The organism is Mesorhizobium sp. AR07 (assembly GCF_024746815.1).
Taxonomy (GTDB): domain Bacteria; phylum Pseudomonadota; class Alphaproteobacteria; order Rhizobiales; family Rhizobiaceae; genus Mesorhizobium.
The window spans coordinates 2,103,364-2,117,415 of the sequence record NZ_CP080525.1; the positions used below are offsets into that span (position 1 = coordinate 2,103,364).

A 14,052-nucleotide genomic window follows, 5' to 3' on the forward strand; every position below is an offset into this window, starting at 1 on the left:
AGGAATGGCATTCCTCCAGCATACCTGCCTGGAGCATTGCATTGTCTTTCCTTACCCGTGCCGCGAACGATATTCCGAAAAGCCTGATTTCCGCCGAACTGGCCCAAGGGCAAAGATCCCTCAATTCGGTGTGGAACGGTGTCGTGCCCGGCATCGTGCTGGTCGCGATGATATCAGGTGTCGCCTTCTCGGCCCGCAATGTCTCCGGCTTCGCACTGTTCAGCCCAATGATCCTCGCCGTCGTCGCCGGCATGATCTATTCCAACGTGCTCGGCATGCCCGCCCACGCCAAGGCCGGCATCGCCTTTTCGCAGCGCCGGCTGCTGCGCTTCGCCATCGTGCTGCTCGGCTTCCAGCTAACGCTTGGCCAGGTGGTGTCGATCGGCGCCGGCGGTGTCGGCATCGTCGCGTTGACCCTTGGCGCCACCTTCGTCTTCACCATCACGCTCGGCCGGCTGATCGGCGTCGATGCCAAGCTGGCGCAGCTGATCGCCGCCGGCACCTCGATCTGCGGCGCTTCGGCCATCGTCGCCACCAACATCGTCACCGATGCGCGCGACGAGGACGTCACCTATGCCGTCGCCTCGATCACCTTGTTCGGCACCATCGCCATGCTCGGCTTCCCATTGCTGGCGCCCGTGCTCGGCCTCGACCAGCACGCCTTCGGCCTGTGGGCCGGCGCCTCGATCCATGAGGTGGCGCAAGTCATCGGCGCCGGCTTTCAGAACGGCACCCAGTCGGGCGAGATCGCCACCGTCGCCAAGCTGACCCGCGTCGCCATGCTGGCGCCGATGGTGATCGCGCTCGGCCTGATGGCGCGCCGCAAGAACAGCGATCAGTCGGCAGCACGGCCGCCCATGCCATGGTTTGTCGCCGCCTTCGTCGCTGTGGTGGCGCTGAACAGCCTCGTCGCGGTACCACCCGAGGTGAAGTCGGCGATGGCGCTCGCCACCACCATCATGCTGACCATGGGTCTGGCCGCCATGGGCCTGCAGGCCGACATTTCGCAACTGCGCTCGCGCGGCCTGCGGCCGCTGGCGCTGGCCTTCTCGGCCTTCCTGTTCATCGGCTGCTTCAGCCTGATGCTGGTGAGGTTCGCCTGAGCATTGGCGGGCGCTATCGGCGCGTTTGGGAATCAAAACTACATCGGCTAGGCTCTGCCGCGTATCAGCACGCGAGCCAGCAACCGACTCATGCCGTTCATTCCCCTGCCCTTTGTCGTCGCCCTGTTGCTGTTCATCCTGCTTTGGGTCGTCGCCAGACGAGAGGATGAGGCAGCACCCAACCTGCCGTTTCTTGGCCTGATCCTGCTCAGCGCGCTGCAATCGGTGTTCACCGGCCTGCGCTGGGGTTATGGCGTAAGCGAGGTCGGCTACATCGCTCCCGTGTCCGCCGCGATCATGCCATCGCTGCTCTACGCCGGCGTCTCCAAGCTCGTCCGGACCGGCAACCGCCAATGGCCGGCCCTGCTGGCGATCCATGCGACTCCGGCCGTCATGATCATCGTGCTGATGATTTTTTGGCACGAAGCGATCGACGTAGCACTGATATCAATCGATTTCATCTATGCCGCCGCCATTCTCTGGCTGCTTCGGTCTGGCGCGGATGGTCTCCGCCTTGCCCCTTTCGACGGGGCGGTGCCGGTCTACCAGGCCATCATTGCCGCAGCAGTGACGCTGTGCCTGTCGGGGGGACTGGTCGACATGCTGGTTTCCTTCGACCTGGCATCGGGGCATGGCGATCGTGCGGCGATGGTGATCGGCATCGCCAATCTTTTCATCCTCGTCTTCGTCGGCGTGGCGGCGGCGGCGGCCAGCCAAAGCCGTGTTCCGCTCAATGCTACCGAGCCCGCCGAGGCTTCACCCCCATCCGGTGTCGGCGAAGACGCCGATACCATCCGTCGGGTCGATGAGATGATGCAGGACAAGAAGCTCTATCGTGACGCCAATCTCAACCTCAACCGCCTTGCCCGCCGCGCCGGAATTCCGGCGCGGCAGATTTCGGCTGCGATCAACCGGGCGACCGCCAGGAACGTCTCGCAATATGTCAACCAATACCGCATCACCGAGGCCTGCCGGCTGCTGACCGAAACCGATCAGTCCGTGACCGAAATCATGCTTGCGGTCGGTTTCCAGACCAAGTCGAACTTCAACCGCGAGTTCCGCCGCGTGACGGACATGACCCCACTCACCTGGCGGGACCGGAACGCGCAGGGCGTATCCCCCTCGCCCGCAACCCTGGCCAGCGGCTGAAGGCCGACCACGCCAACTGGCATCAAGCGGTACCAGATCGCGATAGTGCACGTCCTCGATCACGATCGAGGTCGCGGGCTTCGTTCGGATCCGCTGATATCGCGGCATGAACACAGCAACCGAACTGCCCGCCAAACCAGAAGCTGAAGCCTCCGGGCTCTCCAGCCCATGGCGCTCGCGTTCGGGAACGGAGATCTCAATGAAATTCTGGACCATGCTTTGCACCATCATTGCTTCAACAATGCTGGTGCAACACGCGGCGAGCGCCAGCGACAATGTCGGCGTTCGTCAGCTTCCCGCCCCGTCCAGGGAGCGCGGCACCAGTCTCGATGTAACGGTCTGGTACCCGGCGCAACCGGGCGGCGAGACGGTTATGCTCGGCGACAGTCAGCTTTTCATCGGAACGTCCGCCATGCGCGATGCGCCGATCTCTGGCGGACAATTTCCGCTCATCCTGCTTTCACATGGCGCTGGTCTGGCGGGAAACCCGCAAGCCCTGAGCTGGATCGCGACGCCTTTGGCCAGTCAAGGCTTCGTCGTCGCCGCCCCTACGCATCCGGGGAATTCGGGGAGAAACAAATCTGCCGCCGAAACGATGAAACTTTGGTTGCGGCCTGCCGATCTCACGGCAACCCTGGACGCAATAGGGAAGGACACCTTCTTTAGGGATCACCTTGAGCAAAGCAAGATTGGCGCCCTTGGCCTTTCCATGGGCGGCAACACGGCGCTCGCGATAGCCGGCGCGCGCCTCGACGTGAAACTGCTCGCGGGCTATTGCGATACGGACGTGCTCAATGCTTCGCTTTGCGAGTGGGTCAGGCAAAGCGGCGTTGATCTTCACGCCATGGATTTGCAGCCCGCCGGCCGTGATAACCGGGATGAGCGCATTCAGTTCGTCATGGCGATCGATCCCGCTCCGTCCGATATATTTGACGTCAAAAGCTTTGCCGGCGTCAAAATTCCGGTCGATATCGTCAATCTTGGTCGACCGGGAAAGATCCCGTTGACCGTCGACGCCTCCGGCATTGCAAAAGCGATTTCAGCGGCCAGCTACGCGACGATCGACGATGCAAGCCATTATAGCATGTTCGGTGAGTGCAAACCCGGCGCGTCCAGTATCATTGCATCCGAACAGATAGGTGACCCGGTTTGCGACGATGGCGGGGAACGATCGCGCGGTGCGATTCACACACAACTGATCAATATTACAGTTGCAGCTTTCAACCGCGCGCTGAAGGCCAATCCGTAGGCTCGGCCTGACAGGGTCGGCATCCCCGAACCGCGCGCTGTTCAATCCTCGAACGAACTCGCCTCGGCATAGATCGCCGCCAGTGTCTCGATGCCGGCCTGATCGGCTTTGTCGAAGCGGCCGGGCAGCGGGCTGTCGAGATCGAGCACGCCGAAGACGCCGTCATCGTCTTCGAGCAGCACGACCAGTTCCGAACGCGAGTCGGCGTCGCAGGCGATGTGGCCGGGGAAGTCGTGCACATCCTTGATCAGCATCGAGGTGCCGAGTTCGACCGCGGTTCCGCAGACGCCCTTGCCGACCGCAATGCGCACGCAGGCCGGTTTGCCCTGGAAGGGGCCGAGCACCATTTCCTCGTCCGATGCCAGGAAATAGAACCCCGCCCAGTTGAGGTCGGGCACCATCTGGAAGATCAGCGCGGCGGTGTTGGCGGCGTTGGCGATCGAATCGCGCTCGCCGTCGAGCAACGCTTTCAGCTGCGTGGCGAGGTCGCGGTAGAATGCCGCCTTGTCCGACGTGTCGATGGCCTTGGCCGCGAACATCACTTGTCTCCGTATCGAGAATCGCGGTTCCGTTTCCGCAAGCTCTGCCCAAACGACCACCGGAACAGTCTAGCGTGAATTCAGGTCGCTGCGAAAGCCGGCAGAAGCGCATTCAACCAATCGTCAGAACCCGCGTGCCGGCTCACCGCGACATCACGCAGCGGCGGGCGGCCGTAGAGCCGGCTGTATTCGCGGCTGAACTGCGACGGGCTCTGATAGCCGGCCGAGCCGACGTCCAGGCGCATCATCGTCGACGTGCTGATCTGGGCGGCTTCAGTCGAGGCCGGCCGCAATGCGGCCAGCGGCATCATGACCGAGATGGGGCATTCGTCGGTGCATGCGATGATCCACCAGCGCACTGTGGACTGGACGGTGGCGCCGGTTCGCCACAGTATCGGGTGACGGAGGACCAACGATGGACAATCATGCACATCATCGCTGCGGCTGGCCGAGGGCGATCCGTTGATGCGCGCCTATCACGACGAGGAATGGGGCGTTCCGCAGCATGATGCCCGCATGCTGTGGGAAATGCTGATGCTGGAAGGGTTCCAGGCCGGTCTCGCCTGGATCATCGTGCTCAGAAAACGCGACGCCTTTCGCGCCGCCTTCGCCGGCTTCGATCCGGAAAAGGTCGCGCGCTTCGGCACGGCGGATGTCGAGCGGCTGATGGCCGACCCCGGCATCATCCGTGCCCGCGCCAAGATCGAAGCGACGATCCGGGGCGCGGAGATTTTCTGCGAGATGGCCGAGCGTGGCGAGAGCTTCGCCGACTTCTGCTGGTCCTTCACCGATGGCAAGGTGCTCGACAATGATGGCCACAGCTGGATCGCGTCATCGCCCCTGTCCGAGCGGATTTCGAAGGAGATGAGGCGGCGTGGTTTCAAATTCGTCGGCCCGACCATCGTCTATGCCTGGATGCAAGCGGTCGGCATCGTCAACGATCACGCGGCCGGCTGCTTCCGGCGGTCGCAAGTCGGGCTTTGATCACGGCAACATTGTCAGGGCGCTTGGGTTCGCTCTTTGGTGGAGAAGACGTCCTGTCCGACACTCGGCAGCACGGCACGTCCATCGAACCGTGCTGCCTTGATCAAGTAGGCAAGTCCATCAGCCGGCGGGTTTGTATGCGCCAGCAGCCTTGTTGGCAGCCGCGAGCACTGCCTTCATGTCGAGTTCTTCCAGTACAACCATCTCGGTCAGCGAGCCGCTCGCTCGCACCGCAAGGGACATGCCAATCCCCGCGGACTGGTCCGGCACCTCGCCATTGACGACGACGTCATAGATGCCGCGCGTGAACATCACGCTGGTCACCTTGCCGCCAACGCTTTCAAAAAGCGCCTTGACCGCAGCTTGCCTGTCCGAGCCTTGCATCAATCCTTTGGCGGCATGAGGCGCATAGTTTGCCAATATGGTCACTTTCATGGCTATTCCTCCAAATGTCATTGTCTCGTGGCTGCTCGATAATTCGAGCGGCACGGAGTGATTTTTTCGGTAGCGATGGCAGACGCCCTTGGACACCTTGGCGGCCAAGGGACCCACTGCCGGATAAATATGCGCTGAAGCTAATATAATAACAATACCAGACACGCCGATACCGCTGACAGGAAGGTGTCTGGCTGGACCACGCTCGGTCGGTGCGATCGTCTCGCGGCGTCGGCGCGCGATATGGTGCTGGCGTTGCGTGGAAGCAGCGGCGGCGCCGCAGCGCCTCACATCGGACGCTTGGGTTCGCTCTTTGGTGGGGCAGCCGTGTCGGAATCGGATTTCTTGTGCTTGTCGGCGGCAATCCTGCGGATGCGGTCGAAGCGGCTTTCCTCGGTGGTTTCGGTCGTGACGACCGTCTCTGGCTTCTGCACGAACGTGATCATGGATCCGTCTCCTGGGCTAGAGGCCTGCGCGCCGGGAGAGAACCTCCCGGCGGTAATTATCTGGCTTAAGTGACGAGCCGGCGTAGCAGATTCAGGTCAGGCCTGCAGGGTGGCTTCTATGAAACCACCCGCGCAGGCCAGTTGAATCTTTAGTAACCGCCCATGCCGCCGCCACCGCCCGCGGGCGCCGCATCCTTGGCCGGGATGTCGGTGATCATGGCTTCAGCCGTGATCAAAAGGGCCGCGATCGAGCCGGCGTCCTGCAGTGCGGTGCGCACCACTTTCGCGGGATCGACGATGCCTGCCTTGATCATGTCGACATAGACCTCGTTCTGGGCATCAAAGCCCTGATTGTGGTCCTTGCTGTCGGTGAGCTTGCCGACGACGATCGAGCCTTCGACGCCGGAATTCTCGGCGATCTGGCGGATCGGCGCTTCGAGCGCGCGAAGCACGATGGAGATGCCAGCGGTGACATCGTCATTGGCGCCGGTCAGGCCGGCAAGTGCCGACCTTGCGCGCAGCAGAGCCACGCCGCCGCCGGGCACGATGCCTTCTTCGACCGCCGCGCGCGTCGCGTTCAGCGCATCGTCGATGCGGTCCTTCTTTTCCTTGACTTCCGACTCGGTGACGCCGCCGACGCGGATGACGGCAACGCCGCCGGAGAGCTTGGCCAGCCGCTCCTGCAGCTTTTCCTTGTCGTAGTCGGAGGTGGTCTCTTCGATCTGGCCCTTGATCTGGGCGACGCGCGCCTGGATGGTCGCCTTGGTGCCGGCGCCGTCGATGATCGTGGTGGTGTCCTTCTCGATCAGCACGCGCTTGGCGCGGCCGAGCATCTCGATGGTGACGTTTTCGAGCTTGATGCCGAGATCTTCCGAAATCATCTGGCCTGACGTCAGCACCGCGATGTCTTCCAGCATCGCCTTGCGGCGATCGCCGAAGCCCGGAGCCTTGACGGCCGCGACCTTGAGGCCGCCGCGCAACTTGTTGACGACCAGCGTGGCGAGTGCCTCGCCTTCGACGTCTTCCGAGATGATCAGCAACGGCCTGCCGCTCTGCACCACCGCTTCGAGGATCGGCAGCATCGCTTGCAGATTGCCGAGCTTCTTCTCGTGGATGAGCACGTAGGGCTCTTCCAGCTCGACGCGCATCTTGTCGGCATTGGTGACGAAATAGGGTGAGAGATAGCCGCGATCGAACTGCATGCCTTCGACGACGTCGAGTTCGGTGTCGGCGGTCTTGGCTTCCTCGACGGTGATGACGCCGTCATTGCCGACCTTGTCCATCGCCTTGGCGATCATCTCGCCGACGCTGGCGTCGCCATTGGCGGCGATGGTGCCGACCTGCGCGATCTCGGCCGACGACTTGACCTTCTTGGCCCGCGCCTTGATCTCCCCAACGACGGCGGCAACCGCCTGGTCGATGCCGCGCTTCAAGTCCATCGGGTTCATGCCGGCGGCGACCAGCTTGGCGCCTTCGCGCAGGATCGAGGCGGCCAGCACCGTGGCGGTGGTGGTGCCGTCACCGGCGAGGTCGTTGGTCTTCGAGGCCACTTCGCGCACCATCTGCGCGCCCATGTTCTCGAACTTGTCGGCAAGCTCGATTTCCTTGGCGACGGTGACGCCGTCCTTGGTGATGCGCGGAGCGCCATAGGCCTTGTCGATGATGACGTTGCGGCCCTTGGGGCCGAGCGTGACCTTCACCGCATTGGTGAGGATTTCGACGCCGCGCAGCATGCGGTCGCGCGCATCGGTGGAGAATTTGATTTCCTTGGCAGACATGATTTTTATCCAGTTCGGTTGAGGAAGACAGAACCCTGCCCTCCATGATCAAAGCCCGGAGCGTCTTTTGCGCGTCCCCAAGGACACGCAGTGCTCCAGTCAGGCGGCCTTCTTGGCTGCCACGGTCTTCTCGCCCGTCTCGCTCTTGTCGATGACGCCCATGATGTCGGCTTCCTTCATGATCAACAGGTCCTCGCCGTCGATCTTGACCTCGGTGCCCGACCATTTGCCGAACAGGATGAAGTCGCCCGCCTTGACGTCGAGTGCGATCAGCGCGCCGCTTTCGTCGCGTGCGCCAGGCCCAACGGCAATGACTTCGCCTTCCTGCGGCTTTTCCTTGGCATTGTCGGGGATGATGATGCCGCCCTTGGATTTGGTATCGCCTTCAGCGCGACGAATGACGACGCGGTCGTGGAGTGGCCGAAACTTCATGGGAACTTCTTTCTGGGGCCGGCACAGGCGGCCACGCCCCTGCTATATAGACGGGTTGGCACTCGATAGATAGGAGTGCCAAAAATTATTCGCGGCCGGAATTAAATATTCAAAAGTATTATTTCGGCGCCCGGTTTCGTGATATCGCCGGTTGGTCAAATAATTCAAAAATTTGAATTTTGCCGATTGAGTGCCTATTTATCGGACAAGTTCGTTTTCACAATTTCAGGCACAAGGGAGATTTCTTCGATGGCCGAAGGCAATCAGACGATCATGGAAAAAGCTGAAGCCCGCTTTGTCGACAAGCAGAAGAAAACGGCTGAGCGCAACAAGGCAACCGCTGAGTACATGTCCGAGGCGAAGGCCAGGGAGATCAAGACAGCAAGGCTGAGGGAGTTGCGGCTGGCCAAGGAAGAGGCCGACCGCGTCGCCGAAGCGCTGAACCCGACACCAAAGAAGAAGCGGGCGGTCAAAAAGGCCGCCACGACGGAGGCCAAGACATGAGCCTGACATTCCCCAACCGCAGCCGCAGCTATGACGAAGCCGGCAAGCGCATCCGTTTCGTCGGCCATGACGGCATGTTCCAGATTTCCTTCTCCGTCGCCGCAGATGCGATGGCGAAGATGCAGCCGGCGACCGCCGCCAACGAAGCCGGCTACCTCGCGACATTCGACACGCAGAGCAGCGCCATCCGCGACGTGGCGTCGAAGGCCTACGACCGCACCCGCAAAAGCATGTATGTGCTGACGGCCGCCGATTTCGGCTGATCAGCCTAAGGTGTGTCGAGATTCAGGTCAGGCCGAGCCGGAGTCGAAGACGGGCGCGAAGCGACCAAACAAGGCTGCTTTGGAGAATCGGAGCGGAGCGTACCTAAAGTACGTGAGCACCGGGACATGCATGGAAACGAAGATCAAAGGTCCATCTTCTCGACCATCGTTCGTATCTTTTCAGCCTTTTCAAAATGGTCGAGGCGGTGGGTTCTGATCCACCACTCGGCGGCTTCCATCAAGAGGTCGGGGTCGTCGTTCCTGTTGGCGAAGAACGCATAGAACGACACGCCGACGCCAGGTCCTTTCTCGGAGATCTTGCGGTCGCAGACTTCCAGTATCTTCTGCTTCAGGCTGGCTCTCACGGGAATCCTCTGATTTGCGGTGCGGCAGGTTTTGCCGGCGGCAAAGCGTTGCCCTCCGGCAGTGCTGGACGGGTCAGGACTTGCGCTCCGCCCTCTCCCGGCGCTTGACGTCGCGGACATTCATCTGCACGACCATGTCCTCGGCCTCGCGCGGGCCCATCCCGACCATCACCTTTTGCCGGATCACGGCGGGCTGGCCGGTGAAGACGTCGATGATGGTCCAGCTCTGCGGCAATTCCATGCGCAGCGTGTAGCGGTTGGCCATGCCGGTCAGCCCTGCATCATGAAAAACACCGCGCCCAGGATCAGCACCGTCCAAGCGATGACCGACAGCTTCAGCACCATGCCGCCATGCACGGCCAGAAGCTCCCGCAGCCGCGACACGACACCTGCCGGCCGGGCTGGTGCCGCCACCAATGCGACGGGTGCCTTGGCGCCAAGTTTCCCAAACACGGGCAGCAGCGACGGTTCACGCACGGAAATGACCTCGGATGTCGGGAAGGAGCCGGAGCAACGACGCTCGCTTACCTTTCATAGCACTCTTTTCACGAACGCCCTGCATGCCAAATGAAAATACGGCAGATCCAATGGCGGGCCTACGCCGCCTTCCTGACCTCGATCGTCAGATGCGACAATGACCGGAACCGCGCAAGTCGGCTGCGGTAATAGTCCTCTTGCCGGCGCGTCGGCGTGACCACCGAGACGATCGCGCCGAGATGTCCCGGCCCGAGCCGCCACAAATGCAGGTCGGCAAGCTCATCGCCTTCGCTTTCGATCGTCTGGCGCAGATTCTCCGCCATGCCACGGTCGGGATTCATGTCGAGCAGGACGGCGCTGGTGTCGCGGATCAGCCCGAGCGCCCAGCTGGCGATGACGAGCGCCCCGACAATGCCGGCGAGCGGATCCATCCACAGCCAGCCGAAGGCGCGGGCCAGGAGCAGCCCGATGATGACCAGCACGGACACCGCCGCGTCGGCGATGACATGGACGACGGCGGCGCGCATGTTGTTGTCGTGCGTGGCCTTGCCGTGTGCATGCTCATGTTCCTCGAAGAGGACCGGATAGGTCTGCCCGCCGACCGTGACATTGGCCTCGAAGGCGTGCGGCTCGGCAATCTCCTCGATGGATTCCAGACAATCGCCCAGATCCCTGAATGCGAAGGTCTTCCGCGCGCCATCCGACCGCACGGTTTCTATAGAGACGGAGGATGAAGAGAGCGCCGTCCCGGATCCGGAGCGCAGCCGGAAGCGAGGCGGCACGCCGTCTTCGAACACCTCCAGCACCATTTCGCCATCCGCCGTGGCGATCCGATGCGTTTCGTCATGCCCTTGGCCCGCCGCGTGGCCGTGGCCATGACCGTGGCTATGGCCGTGATGATCGCTACCGCTGAGCAGCCATGCGCTGGCAATGTTGACGGCAAGGCCAAGGCAGGCGACCGGGATGGCCTCGGCAAAATGGATCGGCACGGGCGCGTAGAGGCGCATGACGGATTCGTAGCCGATCAGCAGCGCGATCATGGCCAGGATGATGGCACTGGTGAATCCGGCGAGGTCGCCGAGCTTGCCGGTGCCGAAGGTGAAGCGCTGGTCGCCGGCATGCCGGCGCGCATAGGTATAGGCAAGGGCCGCCAGCAGCAGCGCGCCGGCATGCGTGCTCATATGCAGCCCGTCGGCGACAAGGGCTATCGAGCCGAACAAAAGACCGCCGACGATCTCGGCCACCATCATGACCGCGCAGAGCCAGATCACCGCCCAGGTCTTGCGCTCGCTCTTCTGGTGTTCCTCGCCCAGGAACATATGGCTGTGAAAGGCCGGGGCGCTGTTGGTGGAGGTCATAACGAATCTCACTTCACATAGGTGCGGATGACATCGAGCAGCTGCTCGACCGCTTCGGTGTTGAGCGCGCCGGGATGGCGCTCGGAATCGACGAGATGCGTGCGCACATGATCCTCGATCACCTCGCCCATCAAGCCGGTCATCGCGCCACGCGCGCCGGCGATGAGATGCATGACCGCCTCGCAGCCGGCCTCGCTGTCGAGCGCCCGCTCGATGGCCTCGACCTGACCCTTGATGCGGCGCACGCGCGCCAAAAGCTTCTGTTTTTCCCGGATCGTGTGTGTCATGCCGGCCGATTTAGCATAGCCCCCTACCCTATACAATGACGGAAAGTGGCCAACCCGGTTGGACCGGCTTCCGGATCAGGACTGTTGGCGCCCGGCGCTTCCCTAGGCGGTGGATTTTGCGGACTGTCAGAAGCGATACGCGGGAGACCGGCCTGGCCAGGCCTCAAGCCGCGGCGCTGCGGTCTTTCGCGGCGACGTCAGGCTTGAAGATGCGGAACGTGTTGCGCCCGGCGGCCTTGGCGGCGTAAAGCGCGGTGTCGGCCTGCATGAACAGGTCGCATGGAGCGCCCGCTTCGGCGAAGGCGATGCCGACCGAGGCGCCGAGCCTGAGCGATTGGCCGCATACTGTGACCGGCTTGCCCATCGCTTCGATGATGCGGCGCGCCAGGCCGGAGACCGCGCCGCGATCGAGATGCGGCCCAAGCAGCACCGCGAACTCGTCGCCACCGACACGCGCCACCAACTCCGCCTCGCCGCAATTGCCGGCAAGGCGCCCAGCCGCGGCCTTCAGGCATTCGTCGCCGACGACGTGGCCGAACGTGTCGTTGACGGCCTTGAAGCTGTCGAGATCGATCAGAAGCATGGCGCCAAGCGGACGGCCCTCGCCCACATGCGCCAGCCGCGCCTGAAAGCGGCTGCGATTGGCCAGTCCCGTCATGACATCGTATTCGGCAAGATAGCGCATCCGGTCCGACAGGATCTTTTCTTCGGTGATGTCCTGCTTCATGCCGAAGATGCGCACGGGTACGCCGTCCTCGCACTCGACGGTCGCGGTGATGCGGATCCAGCGGCTACGGCTGGCGAAGGTGGTGATCTCGGCATCGAGAGTAAAACCGCTGCGCTCCTCAATCGCCCGGCTGCGCAAGCTTTCCAGCGCCTTGCGCGACTCCGCCGGGTAGCATTTGATGATCTCTGAGCGATCGAGCACTGAGCCGCGCGGCAGATCGAACAGATCATAGACCACGTCGGTCCAGGTAAGCCGCGCGTCGGGCAGGCTGCATTCCCACACGCCAATGCTTGCCGCGGCCGAGGCGCGGTCGAAGATCTTGCGGCTGTGGGCCAGCGAAACATCCTGCCTGGCGATCAGCGCGGCCTGCGCCGCCAGCTCCGCCTTGAGCCTGGCGATGGTGGCGGCGTCCCGGCGTCTTTCGTCGGCGCCGTCGTGTCCCTCCCGCCTGCCGGGCCGCGAGCCATCGGCCCGCGCCGGGCCTTTCGGGGAGTAGGGCATGTCGGGCATGGCGAAGCTCTGCTGTCCTGGCGGGCGACCATCATGACGCGCAACCGATTAAAACTTCGCTGACGCGGCCCGGCTTCGCCGAAAATTGCCTGGAGGGTGAGACAGCCCGCCCCGTCTCGACCGGGGGCCTCCGGCACCGAGGTTGGCGCTCTTCCCCTGAGCTACGGACTGCCGACGTTGCCTTTATCACAAGTCGAATCGCGCATGCGACTGTCAGCGAACCGAACCACTTTTCCCCTTGAACGACCCGCCGATCTGGCTTAGCCTTGAGTTGAGAAAAGGTTTTTCCAAACATCTCCGATCGGACTCGGCCATGTGCCGGGCTTGTTTTCGGCAGGTAAGAGAAAACCTTTTCCCAGCTAAGGATTTTCGGCGCGATGGCATCGGACGAACAGCCAGTCCCGGTCTTTCTCAAGCCCGTCACCTTGCGTGACGTGGCGGCGCAGGCCGGCGTCAGCGTCGCCACCGCCTCGAAGGCGCTCAACGACCAGGGGCGGATGACCGCCGAGACGCGCGAGCGTATTCGCGAGACGGCCCGGCGCCTCGGCTTCCGGCCCAACAGCCTGGCCCAGAGCCTGCTCCGGCGGCGCAGCTTCACCGTCGGCCTGCTCACCAACGACACCTATGGCCGCTTCTCGCTGCCGCTGATGTCGGGCATTTCGGACGCGCTGGTCGACAACGGCGTCTCGGTGTTCCTGTGCAATGTCGAGGAGGATCCGCGCCTTGGCCAGATGCATGTCGACGCCATGCTCGACAAGCGCGTCGACGGCATCATCGCCACCGGCAAGCGCATCGACCGCCATCTGCCGGTCGACCTCAGCAATCTGCGCGTCCCGGTGATCTATGCCTTCACGCAGCCCGATCCCGACGCAATCGCCTTCGTCTCGGACGATGCCGGCGGCGCGCGGCTGGCTGTCGAGCATCTCTGCCGGCTGGGCTGGAAGCGCATCGCCCATGTTACCGGACCGGCAAGCTTTGCCGTGGTGCATGCGCGAGCGCAGGCCTACCGCGAGGTGCTGACCGAAAACGGCTTGCCGGTGACCGAACCGCTGCTCGGCTCCTGGTCGGAAGCCTGGGGGCATGAGGCGGTGGCGCAACTGTTCGACAGCCCAAAACCGACGAACGGAAAGCGTGAAAGGCCGGACGCCGTCTTCTGCGGCAACGACCAGATCGCGCGTGGCGTCATCGATGCCTTGCGCGAACGCGGCATGAGCGTTCCCGGCGATGTCGGCGTCATCGGTTTCGACAATTGGGAGATCGTCGCGGAGGCGACGCGCCCGCCGCTGACCTCGGTCGACATGAACTTGGCCGCCCTCGGGCGCGAGGCGGGGCTGACCCTGCTGTCGCTGGTCGGCGGCCAGCCCGCCGCGCCGGGCATTCGAAAACTGCCGTGCCGGCTGGTGGTGCGTCAGTCCTGCGGCCATCCGCTGGATGGCTGAAGACCAA

General features: G+C 63.0%; 19 protein-coding genes. 7 read left to right on the plus strand and 12 right to left on the minus strand.

Translation table 11 applies throughout. The features are described from left to right. Nucleotides 1–128 precede the first annotated feature (128 nt). The 3 genes from BPNPMPFG_RS10680 to BPNPMPFG_RS10690 all read left to right on the plus strand — a co-directional run bounded on the left by BPNPMPFG_RS10680 (nt 129) and on the right by BPNPMPFG_RS10690 (nt 3,501). Nucleotides 129–1,103: a YeiH family protein gene (locus BPNPMPFG_RS10680; protein ID WP_413776870.1), complete on the plus strand. Its 975-nt coding sequence runs from the start codon at nt 129–131 to the stop codon at nt 1,101–1,103. A gap of 90 nt (nt 1,104–1,193) precedes the next feature. Next, nucleotides 1,194–2,252 (plus strand): helix-turn-helix domain-containing protein, encoded by a 1,059-nt coding sequence (locus BPNPMPFG_RS10685; protein WP_258595279.1) that lies wholly within the window; start codon nt 1,194–1,196, stop codon nt 2,250–2,252. Nucleotides 2,253–2,451: 199 nt separating this feature from the next. Continuing rightward, nucleotides 2,452–3,501: an alpha/beta hydrolase family protein gene (locus BPNPMPFG_RS10690; protein ID WP_258596707.1), complete on the plus strand. Its 1,050-nt coding sequence runs from the start codon at nt 2,452–2,454 to the stop codon at nt 3,499–3,501. Between the two features lie 41 nt (nt 3,502–3,542). On the opposite strand, the gene BPNPMPFG_RS10695 is transcribed toward BPNPMPFG_RS10690, so the two are convergent. Continuing rightward, a complete protein-coding gene (locus BPNPMPFG_RS10695) occupies nt 3,543–4,040 on the minus strand; it encodes a GAF domain-containing protein (RefSeq protein WP_258595281.1) in 498 nt (165 codons plus the stop codon). Between the two features lie 80 nt (nt 4,041–4,120). Continuing rightward, nucleotides 4,121–4,399 (minus strand): hypothetical protein, encoded by a 279-nt coding sequence (locus BPNPMPFG_RS10700; RefSeq protein ID WP_258597101.1) that lies wholly within the window; start codon nt 4,397–4,399, stop codon nt 4,121–4,123. 106 nt (nt 4,400–4,505) lie between these two features. On the opposite strand from BPNPMPFG_RS10700, the gene BPNPMPFG_RS10705 reads away from it, so the two are divergent. Further along, nucleotides 4,506–5,024, plus strand: coding sequence for a DNA-3-methyladenine glycosylase I (locus BPNPMPFG_RS10705; RefSeq protein ID WP_258595283.1), 519 nt, complete (start codon nt 4,506–4,508; stop codon nt 5,022–5,024). 120 nt (nt 5,025–5,144) lie between these two features. On the opposite strand, the gene BPNPMPFG_RS10710 is transcribed toward BPNPMPFG_RS10705, so the two are convergent. The 4 genes from BPNPMPFG_RS10710 to BPNPMPFG_RS10725 form a co-directional block, all read right to left on the minus strand. Further along, on the minus strand, nt 5,145–5,567 hold the full coding sequence (locus tag BPNPMPFG_RS10710) for a GYD domain-containing protein (RefSeq protein ID WP_258595285.1): 423 nt from the start codon (nt 5,565–5,567) through the stop codon (nt 5,145–5,147). Between the two features lie 179 nt (nt 5,568–5,746). Continuing rightward, nucleotides 5,747–5,905 (minus strand): hypothetical protein, encoded by a 159-nt coding sequence (locus tag BPNPMPFG_RS10715; RefSeq protein WP_258595287.1) that lies wholly within the window; start codon nt 5,903–5,905, stop codon nt 5,747–5,749. A gap of 149 nt (nt 5,906–6,054) precedes the next feature. Next, nucleotides 6,055–7,683 (minus strand): chaperonin GroEL, encoded by a 1,629-nt coding sequence (groL, locus tag BPNPMPFG_RS10720; protein WP_258595288.1) that lies wholly within the window; start codon nt 7,681–7,683, stop codon nt 6,055–6,057. A 99-nt stretch (nt 7,684–7,782) separates the two neighbouring features. Then, nucleotides 7,783–8,115 (minus strand): co-chaperone GroES, encoded by a 333-nt coding sequence (locus BPNPMPFG_RS10725; protein ID WP_258595289.1) that lies wholly within the window; start codon nt 8,113–8,115, stop codon nt 7,783–7,785. 249 nt (nt 8,116–8,364) lie between these two features. Between BPNPMPFG_RS10725 and BPNPMPFG_RS10730 the strand changes: the two genes are divergently transcribed. Then, nucleotides 8,365–8,619, plus strand: a complete 255-nt coding sequence (locus tag BPNPMPFG_RS10730) for a hypothetical protein (protein WP_258595290.1) — start codon at nt 8,365–8,367, stop codon at nt 8,617–8,619. Beyond that, a complete protein-coding gene (locus tag BPNPMPFG_RS10735; RefSeq protein ID WP_258595291.1) occupies nt 8,616–8,882 on the plus strand; it encodes a DUF1488 family protein in 267 nt (88 codons plus the stop codon). The genes BPNPMPFG_RS10730 and BPNPMPFG_RS10735 overlap by 4 nt, the downstream gene beginning before the upstream one ends. 143 nt (nt 8,883–9,025) lie before the next feature. Here the strand turns inward: BPNPMPFG_RS10735 and BPNPMPFG_RS10740 are convergent, their stop codons facing one another. The 6 genes from BPNPMPFG_RS10740 to BPNPMPFG_RS10765 form a co-directional block, all read right to left on the minus strand. Then, nucleotides 9,026–9,247, minus strand: coding sequence for a DUF6500 family protein (locus BPNPMPFG_RS10740; protein WP_095091139.1), 222 nt, complete (start codon nt 9,245–9,247; stop codon nt 9,026–9,028). Between the two features lie 73 nt (nt 9,248–9,320). Beyond that, nucleotides 9,321–9,512, minus strand: a complete 192-nt coding sequence (locus tag BPNPMPFG_RS10745; RefSeq protein WP_258595293.1) for a hypothetical protein — start codon at nt 9,510–9,512, stop codon at nt 9,321–9,323. A 5-nt stretch (nt 9,513–9,517) separates the two neighbouring features. Next, complete coding sequence (locus BPNPMPFG_RS10750; RefSeq protein ID WP_258595295.1) at nt 9,518–9,724, minus strand: hypothetical protein; 207 nt, start codon at nt 9,722–9,724, stop codon at nt 9,518–9,520. Between the two features lie 119 nt (nt 9,725–9,843). Beyond that, a complete protein-coding gene (gene dmeF / locus BPNPMPFG_RS10755) occupies nt 9,844–11,082 on the minus strand; it encodes a CDF family Co(II)/Ni(II) efflux transporter DmeF (RefSeq protein WP_258595297.1) in 1,239 nt (412 codons plus the stop codon). A gap of 8 nt (nt 11,083–11,090) precedes the next feature. Continuing rightward, nucleotides 11,091–11,369 (minus strand): metal/formaldehyde-sensitive transcriptional repressor, encoded by a 279-nt coding sequence (locus BPNPMPFG_RS10760; protein ID WP_258595299.1) that lies wholly within the window; start codon nt 11,367–11,369, stop codon nt 11,091–11,093. A gap of 163 nt (nt 11,370–11,532) precedes the next feature. Further along, the gene (locus BPNPMPFG_RS10765) at nt 11,533–12,606 is read right to left on the minus strand and encodes a diguanylate cyclase domain-containing protein (RefSeq protein ID WP_258595300.1); all 1,074 of its coding nucleotides are present in this window, start codon (nt 12,604–12,606) and stop codon (nt 11,533–11,535) included. Nucleotides 12,607–12,983: 377 nt separating this feature from the next. Between BPNPMPFG_RS10765 and BPNPMPFG_RS10770 the strand changes: the two genes are divergently transcribed. Then, entirely contained in the window at nt 12,984–14,045 is a 1,062-nt protein-coding gene (locus tag BPNPMPFG_RS10770; protein ID WP_258595301.1) for a LacI family DNA-binding transcriptional regulator, read from the plus strand. Nucleotides 14,046–14,052 lie beyond the last annotated feature (7 nt).

Coding starts and splice junctions, on each gene's coding strand:
- dmeF (WP_258595297.1), bottom strand. CDS start 11,082: ATGACCTCCACCAACAGCGCCCCGGCCTTTCACAGCCATATGTTCCTG.
- BPNPMPFG_RS10735 (WP_258595291.1), top strand. CDS start 8,616: ATGAGCCTGACATTCCCCAACCGCAGCCGCAGCTATGACGAAGCCGGC.
- BPNPMPFG_RS10715 (WP_258595287.1), bottom strand. CDS start 5,905: ATGATCACGTTCGTGCAGAAGCCAGAGACGGTCGTCACGACCGAAACC.
- BPNPMPFG_RS10770 (WP_258595301.1), top strand. CDS start 12,984: ATGGCATCGGACGAACAGCCAGTCCCGGTCTTTCTCAAGCCCGTCACC.
- BPNPMPFG_RS10690 (WP_258596707.1), top strand. CDS start 2,452: ATGAAATTCTGGACCATGCTTTGCACCATCATTGCTTCAACAATGCTG.
- BPNPMPFG_RS10725 (WP_258595289.1), bottom strand. CDS start 8,115: ATGAAGTTTCGGCCACTCCACGACCGCGTCGTCATTCGTCGCGCTGAA.
- BPNPMPFG_RS10705 (WP_258595283.1), top strand. CDS start 4,506: ATGCGCGCCTATCACGACGAGGAATGGGGCGTTCCGCAGCATGATGCC.
- groL (WP_258595288.1), bottom strand. CDS start 7,683: ATGTCTGCCAAGGAAATCAAATTCTCCACCGATGCGCGCGACCGCATG.
- BPNPMPFG_RS10695 (WP_258595281.1), bottom strand. CDS start 4,040: ATGTTCGCGGCCAAGGCCATCGACACGTCGGACAAGGCGGCATTCTAC.
- BPNPMPFG_RS10730 (WP_258595290.1), top strand. CDS start 8,365: ATGGCCGAAGGCAATCAGACGATCATGGAAAAAGCTGAAGCCCGCTTT.
- BPNPMPFG_RS10760 (WP_258595299.1), bottom strand. CDS start 11,369: ATGACACACACGATCCGGGAAAAACAGAAGCTTTTGGCGCGCGTGCGC.
- BPNPMPFG_RS10745 (WP_258595293.1), bottom strand. CDS start 9,512: ATGGCCAACCGCTACACGCTGCGCATGGAATTGCCGCAGAGCTGGACC.
- BPNPMPFG_RS10765 (WP_258595300.1), bottom strand. CDS start 12,606: ATGCCCGACATGCCCTACTCCCCGAAAGGCCCGGCGCGGGCCGATGGC.
- BPNPMPFG_RS10685 (WP_258595279.1), top strand. CDS start 1,194: ATGCCGTTCATTCCCCTGCCCTTTGTCGTCGCCCTGTTGCTGTTCATC.